Raw genomic sequence first — 16,890 nt, forward strand, 5'->3', positions numbered from 1 at the left:
GCGCATACTGCAACGGATCGCGACGAGGCCCCTCAGTGGACGTCCGCCACGAGCACATCCAGCGCCCAAGGTCGCCCCGCCCTCCCGGGCGCCTCCGCCTCCACCTCGTACCCGAGCTCCCGCAGTGCCTCCACCAGCTCCGCAGGCCCCTCGGGCGCACTCCCGGACGTCAGCAGACTCCGTACGATCCGCCCCTTGGTCGCCTTGTTGAAGTGGCTGACCACCTTCCGGGTCGGCGCGTGCAGCACCCGCACGGTCGCCGTCCGCCCGGCCACCTCACCCTTCGGCTTCCAGGCCGCCGCGTACGCCGCCGAACGCAGGTCCAGCACCAGCCCGCTGCCGGCCGCCTCCGGCAGCACCTCGGCCATCGGAGCCCGCCAGTACGCCCCCAGCGCGCCGAGTCCCGGCAGCTTCACGCCCATCGAGCACCGGTAGGACGGAATCCGGTCGGTCACCCGCACCGCACCCCACAGCCCCGAGAACACCAGCAGCGACCGGGCGGCCCGCCTCTTGGCGGCCGCGTCCAACGAGCCCAGATCCAGGGCGTCGTACAGCACCCCGGTGTAGATCTCACCGGCCGGACGCGCCCCCGCCGTCCGCAGCGCCACGTTCTTGGCGACCTCGCCGCGCAGCCCCTCGCTCAGCCCGAGCACCTCGCGCGCCTTCTCCTCGTCACCGGCGCACAGCTCGACCAGCTCACCGAGAACGGTCTCCCGGGCGGCGGCCAGCCCCGGCAGCGACAGCGACTCCGGCTTCAGCGGGGCACCCCGGCCGGACGCGGCCTTCCCCTCGGACGGCGGCAGCAGGACAAGCACACGTACTCCTTCACATCGAGCTCCAAGGCCCCCGGTCAGGGTACGGCGTACCGGCGTACCCCTCCCGTGCCTGGTCCACGGCCCGCACGAACGCCCCCGGGTCGTCGGCGTGACAGCGGACGACCCCGACCTCGCGCCGCCGCCCGAAGAAGGAGAGATGGGTGACGGGCCCCTTGAGTGTGAGGGTGACGGAGGTCTGGGAGCCCACGGCGAGATCGAGCTCACCGTCCGCCGACGCGTGCGTCGTCCGCAGCTCCCGGCGTACGGACGCGATCCGCTCCAGCGGTATCCGCACGTCGACGTGGACGGCCCGGCGAATCCGCAGCGTCCCGGCGGCCGGGTCGAGGACATGCGGCCGGACCACGGCCGCGGCGTGCAGTCCGATCACGATCACGACGGTGTACACGTCCAGGACCAGCACCACGTGGTGCACGGTCGGCCAGTCCCGCAGCAGCACGGACATCATCACGGACTCGATCACGCACACAAAGCCCAGGCCGAACATCATCGCGCCCTGCCCCCGCGTGTACCCGAAGACCGACCCGCCACCCACCGTGCCATGGGTCCGCCGGGCCGCCCACAGCCACAGACTCGCCAGCAGGCGCAGCTCGTGCCGGACGAGGAGCCAGGGCACCCTCATGACCGCCGCCCACGAGAGGCGATCTCCATGGCCCGGCGGATCGCCTCCGCCTGAGCCGGCGCGAAGTCGGCGTAGAAGGCCCGCAGGAAGCTGTGCCCGGAGTCGAGGAAGTCCTCCTCCTCGGGCAGCATCTCCTCGGGCAGACAGTCGGCCAGCGCACGGGCCGCCTCACCGACGCGCGGGTCGTCCGGGCGAGCGTCGACGAGGTCGTCGAGCAGGGCGTAGGCGTGATGGGCGCGCGAGACGGCCTCCGGCGACCCCAGCGCACCGCGCAGCGTCTCCAGTAGTCGCGCCCGGTCCTCCGGAGCCACCGTGGTCTCCAGGAGCGCCAGCATCTCCCGGTCCCGGGCCGCCATCGGCGAGTCCTCGGGCGACTGGGGGATGTCGGCGAACAACGCGGCCAGCTCCGGCGAGACCGGCCCCTCGGCCGGCAGTCCGCCCTCCGCCTTCAACAGCACCCGCAGCCGAGCCCGCCGCTCCCGGATCGCCGCCTCCTGCCGCGCCAGATCCGCGTCCAGCTCCTCCAGCACCTCGGCGAGATCCTTCCCGGCCTCGTCCGCGAGCACGTCCCGCACCTCGGCGAGCCCGAGCCCCAGCTCGGTCAGCCGCCGGATCCGGGCCAGCACGACGACGTGCCGCAGGGTGTACGTCCGATACCCGTTGGCCAGCCGCTCCGGCTCGGGCAACAGGCCCTGGTGGTGGTAGTGCCGCACGGTCCGCGTGGTGACGCCGACGGCGTCGGCGAGTTCTCCGATCCGCATGGCCTCAGTAGAAACGTTGCCGTTGCGGCAGGGTCAAGCGGCCACGATCGAGGGAACGGCTGCATACTCGCGGACGGCGATGGGCGGCTGCCTCAGCATGGCGGGACGAAAGAGGGAGAGGACGGCATCCGCGATCGCACACGACCCGATCACACAGAAGCTGCTCGTGGACTGGTTCGTCGATCTGGAGACTCCTGTGAGCTTCCGGGCGTAACTCATCGAGGGGGAGATCACCCTGACCCCGCCGCCGGACGGCGACCACGAGCACTGCATCAGCAGGATCGTGAGCCAGATGTACCGGAGGTCCCGGACCGACACGCAGTTCTCCGCGCACATGGGCCTGACACTTGGTGCTGGAGGTGACCTCCACCAAGCCTCAGGCCGACCGTGAGACCGAACGCCGCTGCTACGCCCGCGGAGGCATCCCCCTCTACCTGCTCGTCGACCGCGAAGCCTCGTCGATCACGCTGTTCAGCGACCCGGAGAAGGACGACTACCGGGAGCACTGCACCCGCCCCCTCGGCAAACCGCTCGCCCTCCCCACCCCCTTCTCCTTGGAACCGGACACCACCGACCTCGTCTGAGCCCGTCCGCAGGGAACGTCCGGGCTCCACAGGGCAGGGCGATGGCCAACGGCCACCCGGGGTGACCCGCGGGACAGTGCCACAGAAAGCAGACCGCCGGAGGCTTCGGCCTCCGGCAAGGGTGAAACGGTGGCGTAAGAGACCACCAGTGCCCAGGGCGACCTGGGCAGCTAGGTGAACCCCACCCGGAGCAAGGACGTTCGCCTCGGACCGGACCGGACCGCGCGCCCGCGGCGCCTCCCTGCGGAGAACCGCAGGGTCGGGGTGCGGGAAACCGCGCGGGTTCGACGGCTTTCCGCATACCGGCATCGAGCAGGGAATTTCTAGCGTGGTCCCCGGATCGCGGCACCGGCCGCGGTGTTCCGTACCTGTCGCCTGTCGTACCCGGAGACCTCGAAATGGACCACATCACCCGTGCGCTGCCGCAGGAGCCCGCGACCGGCATCGCGGGATGGGCGGCCGACCTGGTGGACGCCATGGGCGCACCCGGCGCCGGCCTGGCCGTCGCCCTGGAGAACCTCTTCCCGCCGCTGCCGAGCGAGATCATCCTGCCGCTGACCGGCTTCGCCGCCGGACAGGGCGTCATCAGCCTCTTCGCGGCCCTCTTCTGGACCACTCTCGGCTCCGTGGTGGGAGCCACCGCCCTCTACTGGATCGGCGCCCTGTTCGGCCGTGAGCGGATGTACGCGATCTGGGCCCGACTGCCGCTGGTCAAGACCGCTGACCTGGAGCGGACGGAGGAGTGGTTCGCCAAGCACGGCACCAAGGCGGTCCTCCTCGGCCGCATGGTGCCGATCTTCCGCAGCCTGATCTCCGTGCCGGCCGGCCTCGAGCGCATGCCGCTGCCCACGTTCGTGACGCTGACGGCCCTCGGCAGCCTGATGTGGAACGTCGTCCTCGTCATGTCCGGCTACTGGCTGGGCGACCGGTGGGAAACCGTCGGTGATTACGTCGGTGTGATCAGCAAGGCTGTCCTGGTGCTGGTGGTTGCCGCACTGGCCTGCTGGATGGGGGTCCGGCTGCGCTCCCGCCCCGCCGCCCAGCACCGCCGTACGTCGTGACCGGCCCCGTTCTCACCTCCGTCGAACGATCTTGCCCCGGCTGTGCCGCCCGGCTACGCTCGGCGGCCGTGCGGGGGGAACCGGCGGACATGACCAGCCAGCCTCTTCCGACGGCGCCCGGAACCGCGCTGCCGGGAGGCGAGGCCTCGGGCACGCCGTCCCCGGCGCTGCCCCTGCGGGCCGCGGGCGTCCTCCTCGGCTGTCCGACCGCGCTGCTGGGACTGCTGTACTTCGTCGGAGCCGGAGTTCCGCTCGGTCCGCTCCTGCTGTGGCCGCGCACCCGGCGATGGTCGTTCGCCGCCCTCACCGCCGGGGCCCGGCGGATGGCGGCGCTCGAACAGCGGCGTCGCTCGGTCTTCTTCGGGGACCGCTTCCCCGACCGCCCCGTGCCCGGCCGGCGCGTCCTGCGTTACCTCGCCGCCCGCACGTACTCCGGTCTGATCACCGGCGTCGTGCTCGGCCTGCTCGCCCTCGGCGCGGTTCTCGCGGCGCTGCTCGTCGAGGGTCTGGTCAGGGGCGGCCTCGACTGGGCGGAACTGGTCACCCAGGTCGTGCTCGGCGGAGTGCTGCTCTTCCTGGACGTGCAAGGCCTGTTCTCCCTGGAGGCGCTCGACGCGCGGCTGGCCCGCGAGTGCTTCGGCCCCTCGGAGCACGAGCTGATGCGGCAGCGCATCGACGAACTGACCACCAGCCGGGCGGCGGTGCTCCGGGCGGTCGACAACGAGCGCCGGCGCATCGAGCGGGACCTGCACGACGGGGTGCAGCAGCGTCTGGTGGCGCTGGCCATGCTCCTCGGGCGGGCCCGTCGCGGCGGCCGCACGCCCGAGCAGACCCGCAGTCTGCTGGAACAGGCACACAAGGAGTCACAGGACGTCCTCACCGAGCTGCGGGAAGTGGCCTGGCGGGTGTACCCGACGGCGCTCGACAACCTGGGCCTCCAGGAGGCGCTGGCCGGGGTGTCGGAACGGTGCGACATCCCCGTTCGGACCGACATCGCGCTCACCGAGCCGCTGCCCGCCTCCGTCGAGACCGCCGCGTACTTCGTCGTCTCGGAGTCGGTGACCAACGCGGCCAAGCACTCGGCCGCCACGGAGATCCAGGTGAGCGTCCGCACGTACGGCCCTGTCCTCGTCGTGCGGGTCGAGGACAACGGTGCCGGCGGCGCGAAGCCGGAGGGCAGCGGACTGACCGGGCTGCAGAGCCGCGTCGGCGCCCTCGACGGCCGGCTGCACGTCCACAGCCCCTGCGGGGGGCCCACCACGATCACCGCGGAGCTGCCGTGCGCGTAATGCTGGCCGAGGACTCGACCCTGCTGCGAGAGGGACTGGTCCGGCTGCTCACCGAGGAGGGCCACGAGGTCCCCGCCGCGGTGGGTGATGCCGTCGCCCTGCTGCGGGAGGTCGAGGCCCAGCCGCCGGATCTGGTCGTCGTGGACATCCGGATGCCGCCCACCCACACGGACGAGGGGCTGCGGGCCGCGCTGGAGATCCGCACGCGGTGGCCCGGCGTCGGGGTCCTCGTTCTGTCCCAGCACATGGAGCGCAACTACGCGGCGCAGTTGCTGATGCCGAACGCCGAGCGGGTCGGCTACCTGTTGAAGGACCGGGTCGCCCAGGTCGAGGAGTTCCTCGACGCGCTGGAGCGGATCCAGGCGGGCGGCGCCGCCATCGACCCGGAGGTCGTCCGGCAGCTGGTGATCCGGACGACGCACAGCGACCCGCTGGCCCGGCTGACACCCCGCGAGCGCAGCGTCCTGGAGACGCTGGCCCAGGGTCACACCAACGCGGGCATCTCGGAGAAGCTGTGCGTCTCCATGAGCACGGTGGAGAAGAACCTCAACACGATCTTCGACAAGCTCGAACTCCCGCACACCACCGGCTACAACCGCCGGATCCTGGCCGTGCTGCGCTACCTGGAGTCCTGAGCACGACCTTCCGGACCCGCCGTGTCCTGCCAACCTGCTCATGGGCCCATGGGTGAGAGGCACTCACGTGCCGGGGCACCGTCGGGCCAAGTACGTCTCCAGAGACGGCTCGGGCGGCGCATCGGCACCGTACTGGGACGAGCTTCCCTGCCGGCGAAGAAGGGGCCGGACGCGATGGACGCCTGGGGTGCCTTGACGGTGGCCCGGCACGGCAGCGCGGGATCTTCACTACCGACCCCGGGGACATCCACTGACCCTGCTGAGCGTTCCGAAGAACGCCTCCCGGTAGCCGGCGAGAAGGGCGGGACGACGGTCCAGCGGCGCTCCCGCAGCCGGGGCAGCACCCCGCCCCGCACGAGTGAGGACTCCCCGCTGCCGGACGCCCCGGCCCGCAGAAGGAACCGGTCGGAGAGCCCCGTCGCGGTGGCGTGCAGCCTGCGCGTCAGCTCGGCGGCCTGTGCGTCCCGGTCGAAGTAGACGGCCGCCTCGTCCTCGTCGTACGCGTCCAGGCCGGGATACGGGACCCGGTCACGGGGCCAGTCGGCCGACGGCGGCGCGGGATTCTCCAGCCGGTACACCACGAGCTGCCCGACCACCATGGCCACCACCAACAGCCCGATCGCCGGCACCGAGAACTGTTGGATGACCTGCAGCGCCCACGGCGTATCGTCCTTGCTGGTGCCTGAAGAGCCACCTGCATCCGGTGTCTCATCCGGCACCACCCACGAATCTACCGGCCTCGGAGAACCGGCATCACGTTCCCTCGGCCCTCGCTATGGACGAAAGGCTTTCGTGATCATCTTCCGGGGCGGGCAGTACGTGATCAACGGTGTGGGCCGGACCCAGCCACAGCAGGCCGCGCCGCATCAGGAAGTCGATGGGCCGGGACCTCTGCAGTCGCAATCGGCCCGGACCGTCTTGCCGCCGGGCGGATACGGCTCGACGCCCCAACGGTCGGCGAGAAACGGTCTCCCGGGCGGCGGCCAGCCCCGGCAGCGACAGCGACTCCGGCTTCAGCGGGGCTCCTGGTCAGGGTAACGGGGTGCCTCGCGACCGAGCCGGTGGCCCATACTCACCGGAGGTGATCACGGGGAGGGCATCTCATGCGACGCAGAGGCGAGGTCGTACGCGGCCACGGAAGCACACGGTCCGTCATGCGGTGGGCAGCAGCCGTCCTCGTCCTCGTAGGCCTGGTGAGCGGCTGCTCGTCCCACGACACCGAACGGGATGACGAGACGCGCGAGCACTACTGCTCCAGGCTGGGGACTTGGCAGAAGAAGAAGGACCGGTCCGAGAACGCCGATGTCGCCGGGTACGCGGCCCTCGCCGCCGCGAGACGGCTCGACAAGGAGGGACTCGACCGGTCCGGCAGCCACGTCCTCCGGGACACCGCACTGGCGGTCGACAACGCCGATGCCGACGCCGAGGGCCGCGTGGCGTCCTACTGCGCCGACGCCGGCTTCGAGACGTACGTCCGCTGAGCCGCGCTCCCCGAGGGCGGTGATCCTGTGCCACGATCGAGGGAACGGTTCCCGATCTCTTGGACAGGTGATCAGCCGATGTCCCACTCTGGCGAGCGACCGAAGGAGGGGCGTGACATGACTGCCATGGCCCATGAGCCGCTGACGCAGGCGGACGTCCTGCTGGAGGGGTTCCTCGCTCTGGACACGCCGGAAGGCTTCCGGGCCGAGCTGATCGAGGGGGAGATCGTTGTGACGCCGCCGCCGGACGGGGACCACGAGGACTACATCGGGCTGATCGTGAGCCAGGTGATCCGGAAGTCCCGGACCGACATGCAGTTCTCCGGGAACAAGGGCCTGAAGCTGAAAAGCGGAGGCGCCTGCCCGAAGGACCACGCGATCCCGGACGGCACCTTCGCCCCGACCGCACTGCGGCTCTACCGCGGCGCCGACGCCTGGATGCCCTGCGAAGGCGTCGCCCTGGTCCTCGAGGTGACCTCCACCAGGCCTCAGGCCGACCGCGAGGCCAAACGCCGCTGCTACGCCCGCGGAGGCATCCCCCTCTACCTGCTCGTCGACCGCGAAGCCTCGTCGATCACACTGTTCAGCGACCCGGAGAAGGACGACTACCGGGAGCACTGCACCCGCCCCCTCGGCAAACCGCTCGCTCTCCCCGCCCCCTTCGCCTTCGAACTGGACACCGCCGACTTCCTCTGATCCCGTGGGGGCAGGGGGTGGGAAGCGGTGGACGCACGCGGCGAACAGGCACGGTGGACCAGGGCCCGGCTGGGCAGGGCAGGCCCGCCCCTCGACCTCCTGACCGCCCGCTTCGACCGCCACGTCTACGCCCCGCACGCCCACGACGAGTACACGGTCGGCGTCACCGTCGGAGGCCTGGAGGTCATCGCCTACCGGGGCGGGCACATCCACTCGGGGCCGGGTTCCATCGTCGTCCTCGAACCCGGCGAGATGCACACCGGCGGCCCGGCCGCCCCCGACGGCTACTCGTACCGGGCCCTTTACGCGGCCCCGTCCCTCCTCACCGACGGAACACGCGCCCGCGCGGCCCTCCCGCACTTCCGTGAACCCGTCCTCGACGATCCGGAACTCGCCGCGGCCCTGCGCGCCGCGCACACCGACCTGACCCACTGCCCCGACCCCCTGGAGGCGGAGTCCCGCCTCCCCTGGCTGCTCACGGCCCTGGTCCGCCGCCATTCCACGGCCCGCGCGGCCGATGACACGGTCCCCGGCGCCGACCGCGTCGCCCGCGTCGTACGCGACCGTCTCGCCGACGAACTCCTCGCCCCGCCGTCCCTGGCCGCCCTCGCCACCGACCTCGGCCTGTCCCGCTACCAACTCCTGCGCGCCTTCCGTACGACGATGGGGATACCGCCGTACGCCTGGCTCGCCCAGCACCGGGTGGCCCGGGCGCGCGGGCTCCTGGACGCGGGTCTGCGCCCGGCGGACGTGGCGCCCCTGGTGGGCTTCGCGGACCAGGCGCACCTGACGCGCTGGTTCCGCCGCGTCCTCGGCGTGACGCCCGCGGCCTACCGCAACAGCGTTCAAGACGGCGGGTGAGGGCCGCCCGCAGACTGCGGGCATGACTGCACGCGGCTGGGCCCTGTTCTCCCTGATGGGAGTGGTCTGGGGCATCCCCTATCTGATGATCAAGGTGGCGGTGGAGGACCTCTCCCCGTCCGTGATCGTGTTCACCCGGTGCGCGCTCGGCGCCGCCCTCCTGCTCCCGTTCGCCCTCCGGCAGGGCGGCCTCGCCCGGACCGTCCGGACACACTGGAAGCCGATGCTGGCCTTCGCGGTCATCGAGATCATCGGCCCCTGGTGGACGCTCACCGACGCCGAACGCCACCTCTCCAGCTCCACCGCCGGACTGCTCATCGCGGGCGTCCCCATCGTCGCCGTCCTCCTGGCCCGCTTCTTCGGCGCCGAGGAAAGCGTCGGCGCCCGCCGGACCGCCGGACTCGCCCTCGGCCTCGGGGGCGTGGCCGTCCTCACCGTGCCGCACCTGACCGGCGGCGACGCCCGGTCGCTGGCCGAGGTGCTGGTGACGGTCGTCGGCTACGCCACCGCCCCCCTGATAGCCGCCCGCCACCTCAAGAACGTCCCCACCCTCCAGCTCATCACCCCCTGCCTCGCCCTGGCCGCGGTCGTCTACGCCCCCGCCGCCTTCCTGACCCGGCCCGCGGCCCTCCCGCCGGGCGAGGTCCTGGCCGCCCTGGCCGGCCTCGGCGTCGTCTGTACCGCGATCGCCTTCGTGGCCTTCCTGGAGCTGATCAAGGAGGTCGGCCCGACCCGGGCGGGCGTCATCACCTACGTCAACCCGGCGGTCGCCGTCGCCGCGGGCGCCCTCTTCCTGGACGAGGACCTGACCCTGGGCATCGGCGTCGCCTTCACCCTGATCCTGGCCGGCTCGGTCCTCGCGACGGCCGCCGCCGGTCCAAGGGGGGAGGTCCGCCGGGTACCATGGTCGACACGGCAGACGAGCCGGGCGGACGGCCGCGTGGAGTCCCTTGCGGGGCTTCCCGAGGAACGTCCGGGCTCCACAGGGCAGGGTGATGGCTAACGGCCACCCGGGGTGACCCGCGGGACAGTGCCACAGAAAGCAGACCGCCGGAGGCTTCGGCCCCCGGTAAGGGTGAAACGGTGGTGTAAGAGACCACCAGTGCCCAGGGCGACCTGGGCAGCTAGGTAAACCCCACCCGGAGCAAGGTCAAGAGGAGCGCCGTGAAAAGCGCTCTGCGCGGACGATCGAGGGCTGCCCGCCCGAGTCCGCGGGTAGACCGCTGGAGGCCGGTGGCAACGCCGGTCCTAGATGGATGGCCGTCGCCGGAAGGCCCGCGAGGACCTTCCGGAACAGAACCCGGCGTACAGCCCGACTCGTCTGCCGCCACCTGCGGCTTTACCTGATGAAGGGCCTCTGACCCGCGTGGAGGCCCTTTCTGATCTTTCATCCCGCGCCTCATCCGTCTCCGCTGTCATCGTGCTGCCCGCTGTTTCTCCAGAGTTCCTTCACTCTGGGGGCAGTCGGCGACCGTGTCGGTCCAGTCGCCGCATCACGAGCGCGGCAAGACTCTGGAACGGGCCAGGGCCTCACTGGGCACGGGCCTTGACCCGTCCAGACGCGTTCCGCCGGCTCCGGTCGAGTGCGTCCTCAGCACGAGTGGCCGTTAAATCGTGTGGGTTCATCTACATGAACGTGCGGGCTGCGCCGGCCAGGTGGGAGTGCCTACGATCGTTCGCATGGATCTGAGCGGGGATCGCTCTGCAGAGTCTTGGAGGCTGCGTGCTGAGGGCTGAGGAGCGGATTCGTGTGGTGGTGGGCGGCCGGCGTGATCTCTTCAGAGAGGGGGTCGCCAAGATCCTCGAGACCACGTCGGATGTTCACGTCGTCGGACAGAGCGACACCGGATCAGCGGTACTCGCGACGGCGACGCGACAGTGTCCCGACGTCGTGCTGCTCGACGCGGAGCTGCCGGGGCCGCCGCTCATGACGCTGCTGCGTCAACTCCTCGATCTCGAACCCTCGGTGAGCATCGCCGTCCTGCACGCGGAAGACGACGTCCGCACGGTGAGCAAGGCGATGGGTCTCGGTGTGCACGCCTTCATCTCCAAGGAGTCGACCGGCGCCGACCTGGCCGCCACGATCCGTGGTGCGGCGCGCAGCCATGACCGTGTCCTGCTGTCCGTGCCGCGCAGGATGATGGAGCGGCTGAGCGATCCCGACGGAGGGATCCTCACCGAGCGGGAGATCGAGGTGATCGAACTGGTCGCGCAGGGGCTGCGCAACTCGGACATCGCCCGGTCACTGTTCATCTCCGAAGGCACGGTGAAGCGTCATCTGACCAACATCTACCTGAAGTTGGACGTCGATACCCGCATCAGCGCGGTGAACAAGGCGGAGAGCATGTGTCTGCTGACCCTGCGGCGGCAGCCCAACGCCTCCTGAGGCGCGAGCACGGCGGGGTGGGGCGGAATGCGGTCGTTCGGCCACCGCATTCCGCCCCACGCCCTCGGCGGCTACGCCTTCAGCGCGGTCGGCAGCAGTTCCTCGGGAAAGTCCTGGAAGGTCACCGGAACCTGGAAGCGCCGGACGGACTCGGTGCCGATGGAGGTGTACGCGGCGGCGGTGGTCGCCGGCCACGGTCCGCCGTGGTGCATCGTCCTGTTCACCGCCACACCGGTAGGCCAGCCGTTCCACACCACGCGCCCCACCTTGCGGGTCAGCACGGGAAGGAGCTGCCCCACGAGCGCGGCATCGGACGGTTCGGCGTGCAGGGTGGCAGTCAGGGACCCCGGCAACCGACCGGCCACCGTGGGCAGTTCCACCTCGTCGTCGTAGGCGACGAGGACGGACGCCGGGCCGAAGCACTCCTCCACGAGTTCCGGGCGCTCCAGGAAGTCCTGGACCGTCGTACGGAACAGATGGGGGCCGTCGGCGGTGGCCACCAGCGGGTCCGCGGCCTTGGACAGGCGCTGGGTGCCCTGGCGGAAGCCCTCCAGGATCCGCCGGTTGAGCAGGGGGGCCGCAGGGATGGTGGACAGCTCGGCCGCCAGAGCCTCCTCAAGGCCGTGGCCCGCGGGCAGGAACAGCAGCCCCGGGTTGGTGCACAGCTGACCGACATAGCGGGTGGCTGCCGTGACGAAGCCGGACACGATCTCCGCCCGATGGGCCGAGGCGGCCGCCTGGGTGATGAACACGGGATTGACGCTGCCCAGTTCACCGTAGAACGGGATCGGGTCGGGGCGGGAGGCGGCGGCGTCGAACAGCGCGCGGCCGCCTGCCTGGGAACCGGTGAACGAGGCAGCCCTGATGTGCGGATCCGTGATCAGCGCCTGCCCGGCCGCCATCCCGTGCACCACGGAGAACGTGCCGTCCGGCGCTCCGGCGTCCCGCAGTGCCGCGGTGACGACCTCGCCGATGCGCCGCGAGGTGAGGGGGTGGCCGGGGTGCGCCTTGACGACGACGGGGCACCCTGCGGCCAGCGCCGCGGCGGTGTCCGAGCCGGCGACGGCCAGCGCGAGGGGGAAGTTGCTCGCCGCGTACACGGCGACCGGGCCGACGGGCAGCAGGGTCCGGTGGAACGACGGTGTGCCGTCCGGGCCCCGCTCGGTGCGCCCGTCCAGGAAGTCGGGGCGCCGCACCTCCTCGGCGAGCAGGCGCAACTGGTTGGTGGTCCGCACCAGTTCGGCCTCCAGTGTGGGACGCCCCAGCGCGGTCTCCGTGTCGGTCAGGGTGATCAGCTCGCCCGCCACGGCGTCGAGGCCTGCGGCGACGGCCTCGAGCATCCGGGCTCGGGCACCGAGCGGCAGCGCGGCCAGGACCGGCGCCGCTCGGTCAGCCGCCGCACACCACTCCGCCACCTCCTGGGGCGTGGTCTCCGGGACCGGGGGCTCCAGACGCTCGCCGGACCGGGCATCGATGCCGTACAGATGTGTCATCGTCTTTCCAGCTCTCTTCTTCCTCGTCTTCCACGATCGGGCTCTGTCATGACCCGAGCGTCGTCGGCAGCCAGCCAGGGCGGGTCGCTTCGTAGGCGCTGATCTTCTGCACCTTGCTCAGGGTCGCCTGGAGGTCGTCGAACCCCTTCATCAGCTGCCAGCGGCTGTAACCGTCGATGTCGAACCCGACGACCAGACCGTCCGCAGTGATCGTGCGCTGCTCCAGGTCCACGAGGACGGGCAGGTCCGGCCGGGCGACGGCCGCCTGACGCAGTCGCGCCGCGCTCTCCTCGGGCACCTCGGCGGTCAGCACACCGTTCTTGGTCGCGTTCGCCCGGAAGATGTCCCCGAAGGAGGGAGCCGCCACCACTCGGAACCCGAAGTCGCGCAGTGCCCACACGGCGTGTTCCCGGGAGGAGCCGATGCCGAAGTCGGGGCCACTGACCAGGATGCTGGCGCCCGCGTGGCGCTCCGAGGTGACCGTGAAGTCCGCGTCCTGCCGCCAGCGGTAGAAGAGGGTGTCCTCGTAGCCGGTCCGGCCGAGCCGTCGGCAGAACCGCGCGGGGATGATCTGGTCGGTGTCCACACCGCTGCGTTCCAGGGGTGCGACGGTTCCGGTGTGCCGTACCAGTGCTTCCATCAGGACTCCTCCGATCCCGTGTATGTGGCGGCTGCCAGTCGGCGTACCGCAGAGCGCAGGGCGCGACCCAGACCCTCGTCCTTCGTCACACCTGCCCCGACGCCCCAGCGGACCGTGGCCCCGTCGGCCACTTCGACGTAGACCTTCCAGCCGGTCTCCGCGCCGTCCGCCGTCGCGATGTCCGGCGGCTGCACGACGAGTTCACGCAGCGTGCCCCGCAGTCGCCGGTCGGCGAGGAGAGCGGCCAGCGCGGACTCCGCCTGCTGTGCGGGCACCGGCTCAACGGTGTTCGGGCCGTCGGTTCCGTGGGCGCCGTCCGCGAGGTACTCGTCGGCGAACCAGTGGAGCAGCCGCTCCGGTGTGACCTCGCCCGCAGCCTCGGACCGCGTCTGGACGACGGCGGCCAGCTCGATCTGGAGCCGGCGGGGCAGCACGTATCCGTGCTCCTGCTTCATGAGGTAGGCGATGCCGCCCTTACCGGACTGCTGGTTGATGCGGATCAGGGCCTGGTAGTCGCGGCCCACGTCCCGGGGGTCCACCGGCAGATAGGGCACGTCCCAGCAGAGGCCCTCGCCGGTGCCGCGCTCCGTCAGGCCCTTGCTGATGGCGTCCTGGTGGGATCCGGCGAAGGACGTGTAGACGAAGTCCCCGGCCCAGGGCTGACGGGGCGGGACGGGGAGGCGGTTGCAGTACTCGACGATCTGCCGGGCCTCGTCGAGGAAGCTCAGGTCGAGCTGGGGGTCGATGCCCTGCGAGTACAGGTTCATGGCCAGGGTGATCAGGTCGACGTTGCCGGCCCGTTCGCCATTGCCGAAGAGGGTTCCCTCCACTCGGTCGGCGCCTGCCAGCAGCGCCAGTTCGGCCGAGGCGATGCCACTGCCCCGGTCGTTGTGCTGGTGGAGGGAGAGGATGATCGCCTCACGGTGGGCGAGGTTGCGGTGCATCCACTCGATGCGGTCGGCGAACTCGTGCGGCGGGTAGCACTCCACCGTGCTCGGCAGCACGATGCGGCACTGCTCGGAGGGCTCGGGCCGCCACAGGTCGAGCACGGCATTGCACACCTCGAGCGCGAACTCGGGCTCGGTCTGGGTGAACGACTCGGTGCCGTACTGGAGATGGATCTCGGTGCCCGGCAGGGAGTCGCGGAGCTTGAGGGCTCGTTCGGCTCCGACGAGAGCGAGCTGCTTGACCTGCTCGCGGGACATGCCGAAGACGACCCTGCGCTGGGCGGTCGAGGTGGGGTTGTAGATCTGGAGGATCACTCGGGGGGCACCTCGGACGGAGCGGACCGTCTCCTCGATCATGCCGTCCCGGATGGGTGACATCACCTGGATGGTCACGTCGTCCGGAATGGCGTCCTCTTCGATCACGGCGCGGGTGAAGTCCCGGTCGGCCTGCGAGGACAGGGGGAAACCGACCTCGATCTCCTTGAAGCCCATCCGCAGGAGCAGGCGGTACATGGCCCATCTGCGGTCCATGTCCATGGGGTCGATGAGCGCCTGGTTGCCGTCCCTGAGATCGACGCTGGCCCACAGCGGCGCCCGCTCGGGCATCCGGTCGGGCCACTGACGGTCGGGCAGGGGGAACTTCTCGTAGCGCCGGTACTTGTGTACGGGCATGCCGCTGGTGCGCTGACGGCTGGTCGAGGTCTCCATGTGGTGGCTCGCCTTCTCGGCTGGACTGACAGGGGACGTGGGCGAGGGGAACCGGGGACCGGCGTGTCAGCGTGACCAAGTCTTCTGCCGGGACGCCCTCGTGGCATCGCCGAAAGGGATGCCGTGCATGTGACTTTCGTCGTAGCCGAAGCGGACACAACGGCTCGCTGGGGTGGGGCGGCTCACGCCGGGGCGGTGGGCAGGAGAGCCACGGCGCGTCCCGGCGCACCCGTGCCGTGCTCGATCTTCAGGGGCAGGAAGCAGAACCAGGCGTCGCGGGACGGCAGTTCGTCGAGGCGGGTCAGCCCTTCGATGTAGACGGCGCCGGTGCGCAGACCGGCGACGTGCACGGGTACGGGGTCGTGCGCGGCGCCGATCGACGGGGCGTCGATGCCCACGCAGCGCACACCGCGGGCCAGCAGCAGTTCCAGCGCCTCGACGGACGGGGCGGGCCAGCCCGGCGCGGTCCGGGTGACGATGACGTCGTGCAGGTAGCCATGGCCGGCCTCGCCGCGCCGGTAGCGCGTGTCCCAGCCGGTGCGGAGGAGGACCACGTCGCCGACGGTCAGCTCCCCGTGCGACGCTTCCCACTCGGTGATCAGCTCGGGAAGGACGAGCGGGCTCGTCCCATCCGGTGCGCCCTGCTCGGCGAGCGCGGAGACGTCGATCACGGCGGCGGGGCCCATCAACTGGTCCAGCGGAAGCGTGTCCACGGACAGGGCGCCGGCGGGCCCTGCGTGCGGCAGCCCCGATTCCTCGGGCGGGATGAAATGGGTGGGCGCGTCGCAGTGGGTACCGGTGTGCTCGTCGATCGCCATCCAGCGGGTCGCGTAGGGGCCGCCCCGGCCCGACACCGATCCCGCGGGCGAGCGTACGTCCGTGAACCAGTTCCACGTCTTGTGCTGGAAGGGCTGGTGGGTCGACCAGAAGCAGGGCAGGTCCTCGGCGACCAGCAGGGAGAGGTCCACCACCGTGGTGTAGGTGAGGGCGGCGGGAAGCGGCGCGGTCATCGTCCCGTCCCCCAGGTGACGCGCTCGATGCCGACGGTGCGTCGCTGCTCGGTCTGCAGCAGTGCGGCACCGAGCACGAGGGGACCGGCGGAGACGGGGGGTATCCCGTAGGCGAAGGCGTTGCCGGTCTCGTGGAGCCCCTTGACCAGGATGTCGTAGGCGAATCCCTGCATACCGTCCGACGGACCGGTCATGCCCACCTCGGTGACGAAGCCGGTGCCGCCGGGCAGCACGTGGAGCGGGATGGTGGCCTCGTGGCTGTGCGTGCCGAGAACGGCTGTCGCCACGCCGTCCACGGCGCGGGCGAAGATCTGCTTCTCCAGGACGTGGTCGCCGTGGTAGTCGACGAGGACCGTACCCCGCCGCTCGGCATCGCGCCAGGCCTCGAAGGCCGGCCGGAAGGTGTCCTCGATCGCCTTGACCGATCTCATGGCGGCGTGATCGGCGAGGTTGATCACGGTGACCTCGCCGGCCGGGGTGTCCACGTGCAGCAGGCCGCGGCCCGGGATGTGCGCGCCGATGTTCAATGGCCGTAGTACCTGGGGCAGTTCGAGGAGCCGTACCGACTCCTCGCTGTCCCAGGAGTGGTTGCCGCCGGTGATGATGTCGACCCCGGCCGCAAGCAGTTGGTCCACCTGGGCCTCGGCCATGCCGAGGCCGGTCGGGGCGCAGTTCTCGGCGTTGGCGACAACCAGGTCGACCCGCCGCTCGGCGCGGAATCCCGGCAACCACGCGCAGAGTTCCGTGACGGCGCGGTCTCCGACGATGTCACCGATGAAGAGAATGTTCACGGCAGGTGTTCCTTCCCTTGACGTCCCGCGTGGCCGTGCTCCCCGATGGTTTCCTTCGCCCGGCTTTCCGGCTTCCGCTGGGCATCGCAAAG

The 16,890-nt window shown here is 70.9% G+C and carries 16 protein-coding genes, 2 other RNA genes and 2 pseudogenes; 11 read left to right on the top strand and 9 right to left on the bottom strand.

From position 1 onward, the window contains the following. Positions 1 to 32: 32 nt before the first annotated feature. Genes yaaA through ACIGO6_RS03540 form a run of 3 tightly spaced genes read right to left on the bottom strand, consistent with a single transcriptional unit; the run spans position 33 to position 2,216 of the window. Positions 33 to 815 (bottom strand): peroxide stress protein YaaA, encoded by a 783-nt coding sequence (gene yaaA, locus ACIGO6_RS03530; RefSeq protein WP_399870687.1) that lies wholly within the window; start codon positions 813 to 815, stop codon positions 33 to 35. 10 nt (positions 816 to 825) lie between these two features. Continuing rightward, positions 826 to 1,455 (bottom strand): hypothetical protein, encoded by a 630-nt coding sequence (locus ACIGO6_RS03535; RefSeq protein ID WP_399870690.1) that lies wholly within the window; start codon positions 1,453 to 1,455, stop codon positions 826 to 828. Continuing rightward, positions 1,452 to 2,216 (bottom strand): MerR family transcriptional regulator, encoded by a 765-nt coding sequence (locus tag ACIGO6_RS03540; RefSeq protein ID WP_399870692.1) that lies wholly within the window; start codon positions 2,214 to 2,216, stop codon positions 1,452 to 1,454. The genes ACIGO6_RS03535 and ACIGO6_RS03540 overlap by 4 nt, the downstream gene beginning before the upstream one ends. Positions 2,217 to 2,313: 97 nt before the next feature. Here ACIGO6_RS03540 and ACIGO6_RS03545 point away from each other — a divergent pair. The 5 genes and pseudogenes from ACIGO6_RS03545 (at position 2,314) to ACIGO6_RS03565 (ending at position 5,785) form a co-directional block, all read left to right on the top strand. Continuing rightward, a pseudogene (locus ACIGO6_RS03545) lies at positions 2,314 to 2,800 on the top strand (Uma2 family endonuclease). Between the two features lie 12 nt (positions 2,801 to 2,812). Beyond that, an RNA gene (gene rnpB / locus ACIGO6_RS03550) (RNase P RNA component class A) lies at positions 2,813 to 2,991 on the top strand. Between the two features lie 207 nt (positions 2,992 to 3,198). After that, the gene (locus tag ACIGO6_RS03555) at positions 3,199 to 3,861 is read left to right on the top strand and encodes a DedA family protein (protein ID WP_399870695.1); all 663 of its coding nucleotides are present in this window, start codon (positions 3,199 to 3,201) and stop codon (positions 3,859 to 3,861) included. Between the two features lie 89 nt (positions 3,862 to 3,950). Further along, on the top strand, positions 3,951 to 5,150 hold the full coding sequence (locus ACIGO6_RS03560) for a sensor histidine kinase (protein ID WP_399870698.1): 1,200 nt from the start codon (positions 3,951 to 3,953) through the stop codon (positions 5,148 to 5,150). Then, on the top strand, positions 5,150 to 5,785 hold the full coding sequence (locus ACIGO6_RS03565; protein WP_399871588.1) for a response regulator: 636 nt from the start codon (positions 5,150 to 5,152) through the stop codon (positions 5,783 to 5,785). Before ACIGO6_RS03560 ends, ACIGO6_RS03565 begins: the two co-directional genes overlap by 1 nt. A 38-nt stretch (positions 5,786 to 5,823) precedes the next feature. Here ACIGO6_RS03565 and ACIGO6_RS03570 read toward each other — a convergent pair whose 3' ends face one another. Further along, positions 5,824 to 6,414, bottom strand: coding sequence for a hypothetical protein (locus ACIGO6_RS03570; protein ID WP_399870700.1), 591 nt, complete (start codon positions 6,412 to 6,414; stop codon positions 5,824 to 5,826). A gap of 474 nt (positions 6,415 to 6,888) precedes the next feature. Here ACIGO6_RS03570 and ACIGO6_RS03575 point away from each other — a divergent pair, with 474 nt between their 5' ends. The 6 genes and pseudogenes from ACIGO6_RS03575 (at position 6,889) to ACIGO6_RS03600 (ending at position 11,209) form a co-directional block, all read left to right on the top strand. Further along, a complete protein-coding gene (locus tag ACIGO6_RS03575) occupies positions 6,889 to 7,266 on the top strand; it encodes a hypothetical protein (RefSeq protein ID WP_399870703.1) in 378 nt (125 codons plus the stop codon). 126 nt (positions 7,267 to 7,392) lie between these two features. After that, positions 7,393 to 7,962: a Uma2 family endonuclease gene (locus ACIGO6_RS03580; RefSeq protein ID WP_399871590.1), complete on the top strand. Its 570-nt coding sequence runs from the start codon at positions 7,393 to 7,395 to the stop codon at positions 7,960 to 7,962. A gap of 27 nt (positions 7,963 to 7,989) precedes the next feature. Then, positions 7,990 to 8,823, top strand: a complete 834-nt coding sequence (locus ACIGO6_RS03585; protein WP_399870705.1) for an AraC family transcriptional regulator — start codon at positions 7,990 to 7,992, stop codon at positions 8,821 to 8,823. A 22-nt stretch (positions 8,824 to 8,845) separates the two neighbouring features. Next, a pseudogene (locus ACIGO6_RS03590) lies at positions 8,846 to 9,673 on the top strand (DMT family transporter); the annotation flags it as partial. Positions 9,674 to 9,743: 70 nt separating this feature from the next. Next, positions 9,744 to 10,147, top strand: an RNA gene (gene rnpB / locus ACIGO6_RS03595) — RNase P RNA component class A. 399 nt (positions 10,148 to 10,546) lie between these two features. Next, positions 10,547 to 11,209: a LuxR C-terminal-related transcriptional regulator gene (locus tag ACIGO6_RS03600; protein ID WP_399870707.1), complete on the top strand. Its 663-nt coding sequence runs from the start codon at positions 10,547 to 10,549 to the stop codon at positions 11,207 to 11,209. Positions 11,210 to 11,280: 71 nt separating this feature from the next. On the opposite strand, the gene ACIGO6_RS03605 is transcribed toward ACIGO6_RS03600, so the two are convergent. The 5 genes from ACIGO6_RS03605 to ACIGO6_RS03625 all read right to left on the bottom strand — a co-directional run bounded on the left by ACIGO6_RS03605 (position 11,281) and on the right by ACIGO6_RS03625 (position 16,798). Further along, positions 11,281 to 12,702 (bottom strand): aldehyde dehydrogenase (NADP(+)), encoded by a 1,422-nt coding sequence (locus ACIGO6_RS03605; protein WP_399870709.1) that lies wholly within the window; start codon positions 12,700 to 12,702, stop codon positions 11,281 to 11,283. A gap of 46 nt (positions 12,703 to 12,748) precedes the next feature. After that, positions 12,749 to 13,342, bottom strand: coding sequence for a 3-isopropylmalate dehydratase small subunit (gene leuD, locus ACIGO6_RS03610; RefSeq protein ID WP_399870712.1), 594 nt, complete (start codon positions 13,340 to 13,342; stop codon positions 12,749 to 12,751). Next, complete coding sequence (locus ACIGO6_RS03615; RefSeq protein ID WP_399870715.1) at positions 13,342 to 14,997, bottom strand: 2-isopropylmalate synthase; 1,656 nt, start codon at positions 14,995 to 14,997, stop codon at positions 13,342 to 13,344. Before ACIGO6_RS03615 ends, leuD begins: the two co-directional genes overlap by 1 nt. A gap of 182 nt (positions 14,998 to 15,179) precedes the next feature. Then, positions 15,180 to 16,007, bottom strand: coding sequence for a cyclase family protein (locus ACIGO6_RS03620; RefSeq protein WP_399870717.1), 828 nt, complete (start codon positions 16,005 to 16,007; stop codon positions 15,180 to 15,182). Further along, a complete protein-coding gene (locus ACIGO6_RS03625) occupies positions 16,004 to 16,798 on the bottom strand; it encodes a YmdB family metallophosphoesterase (protein ID WP_399870720.1) in 795 nt (264 codons plus the stop codon). Before ACIGO6_RS03625 ends, ACIGO6_RS03620 begins: the two co-directional genes overlap by 4 nt. Positions 16,799 to 16,890: the final 92 nt, after the last annotated feature.

Origin of the sequence: Streptomyces sp. NPDC053750 (assembly GCF_044544295.1) — a bacterium.
Lineage (GTDB): Bacteria > Actinomycetota > Actinomycetes > Streptomycetales > Streptomycetaceae > Streptomyces.

Bases quoted from the DNA above. Each gene is read 5' to 3' on its own strand.
- ACIGO6_RS03535 (WP_399870690.1), bottom strand. From the start codon at position 1,455: ATGAGGGTGCCCTGGCTCCTCGTCCGGCACGAGCTGCGCCTGCTGGCG.
- ACIGO6_RS03540 (WP_399870692.1), bottom strand. From the start codon at position 2,216: ATGCGGATCGGAGAACTCGCCGACGCCGTCGGCGTCACCACGCGGACC.
- ACIGO6_RS03555 (WP_399870695.1), top strand. From the start codon at position 3,199: ATGGACCACATCACCCGTGCGCTGCCGCAGGAGCCCGCGACCGGCATC.
- ACIGO6_RS03560 (WP_399870698.1), top strand. From the start codon at position 3,951: ATGACCAGCCAGCCTCTTCCGACGGCGCCCGGAACCGCGCTGCCGGGA.
- ACIGO6_RS03565 (WP_399871588.1), top strand. From the start codon at position 5,150: ATGCTGGCCGAGGACTCGACCCTGCTGCGAGAGGGACTGGTCCGGCTG.
- ACIGO6_RS03575 (WP_399870703.1), top strand. From the start codon at position 6,889: ATGCGACGCAGAGGCGAGGTCGTACGCGGCCACGGAAGCACACGGTCC.
- ACIGO6_RS03580 (WP_399871590.1), top strand. From the start codon at position 7,393: ATGGCCCATGAGCCGCTGACGCAGGCGGACGTCCTGCTGGAGGGGTTC.
- ACIGO6_RS03605 (WP_399870709.1), bottom strand. From the start codon at position 12,702: ATGACACATCTGTACGGCATCGATGCCCGGTCCGGCGAGCGTCTGGAG.
- leuD (WP_399870712.1), bottom strand. From the start codon at position 13,342: ATGGAAGCACTGGTACGGCACACCGGAACCGTCGCACCCCTGGAACGC.
- ACIGO6_RS03615 (WP_399870715.1), bottom strand. From the start codon at position 14,997: ATGGAGACCTCGACCAGCCGTCAGCGCACCAGCGGCATGCCCGTACAC.
- ACIGO6_RS03620 (WP_399870717.1), bottom strand. From the start codon at position 16,007: ATGACCGCGCCGCTTCCCGCCGCCCTCACCTACACCACGGTGGTGGAC.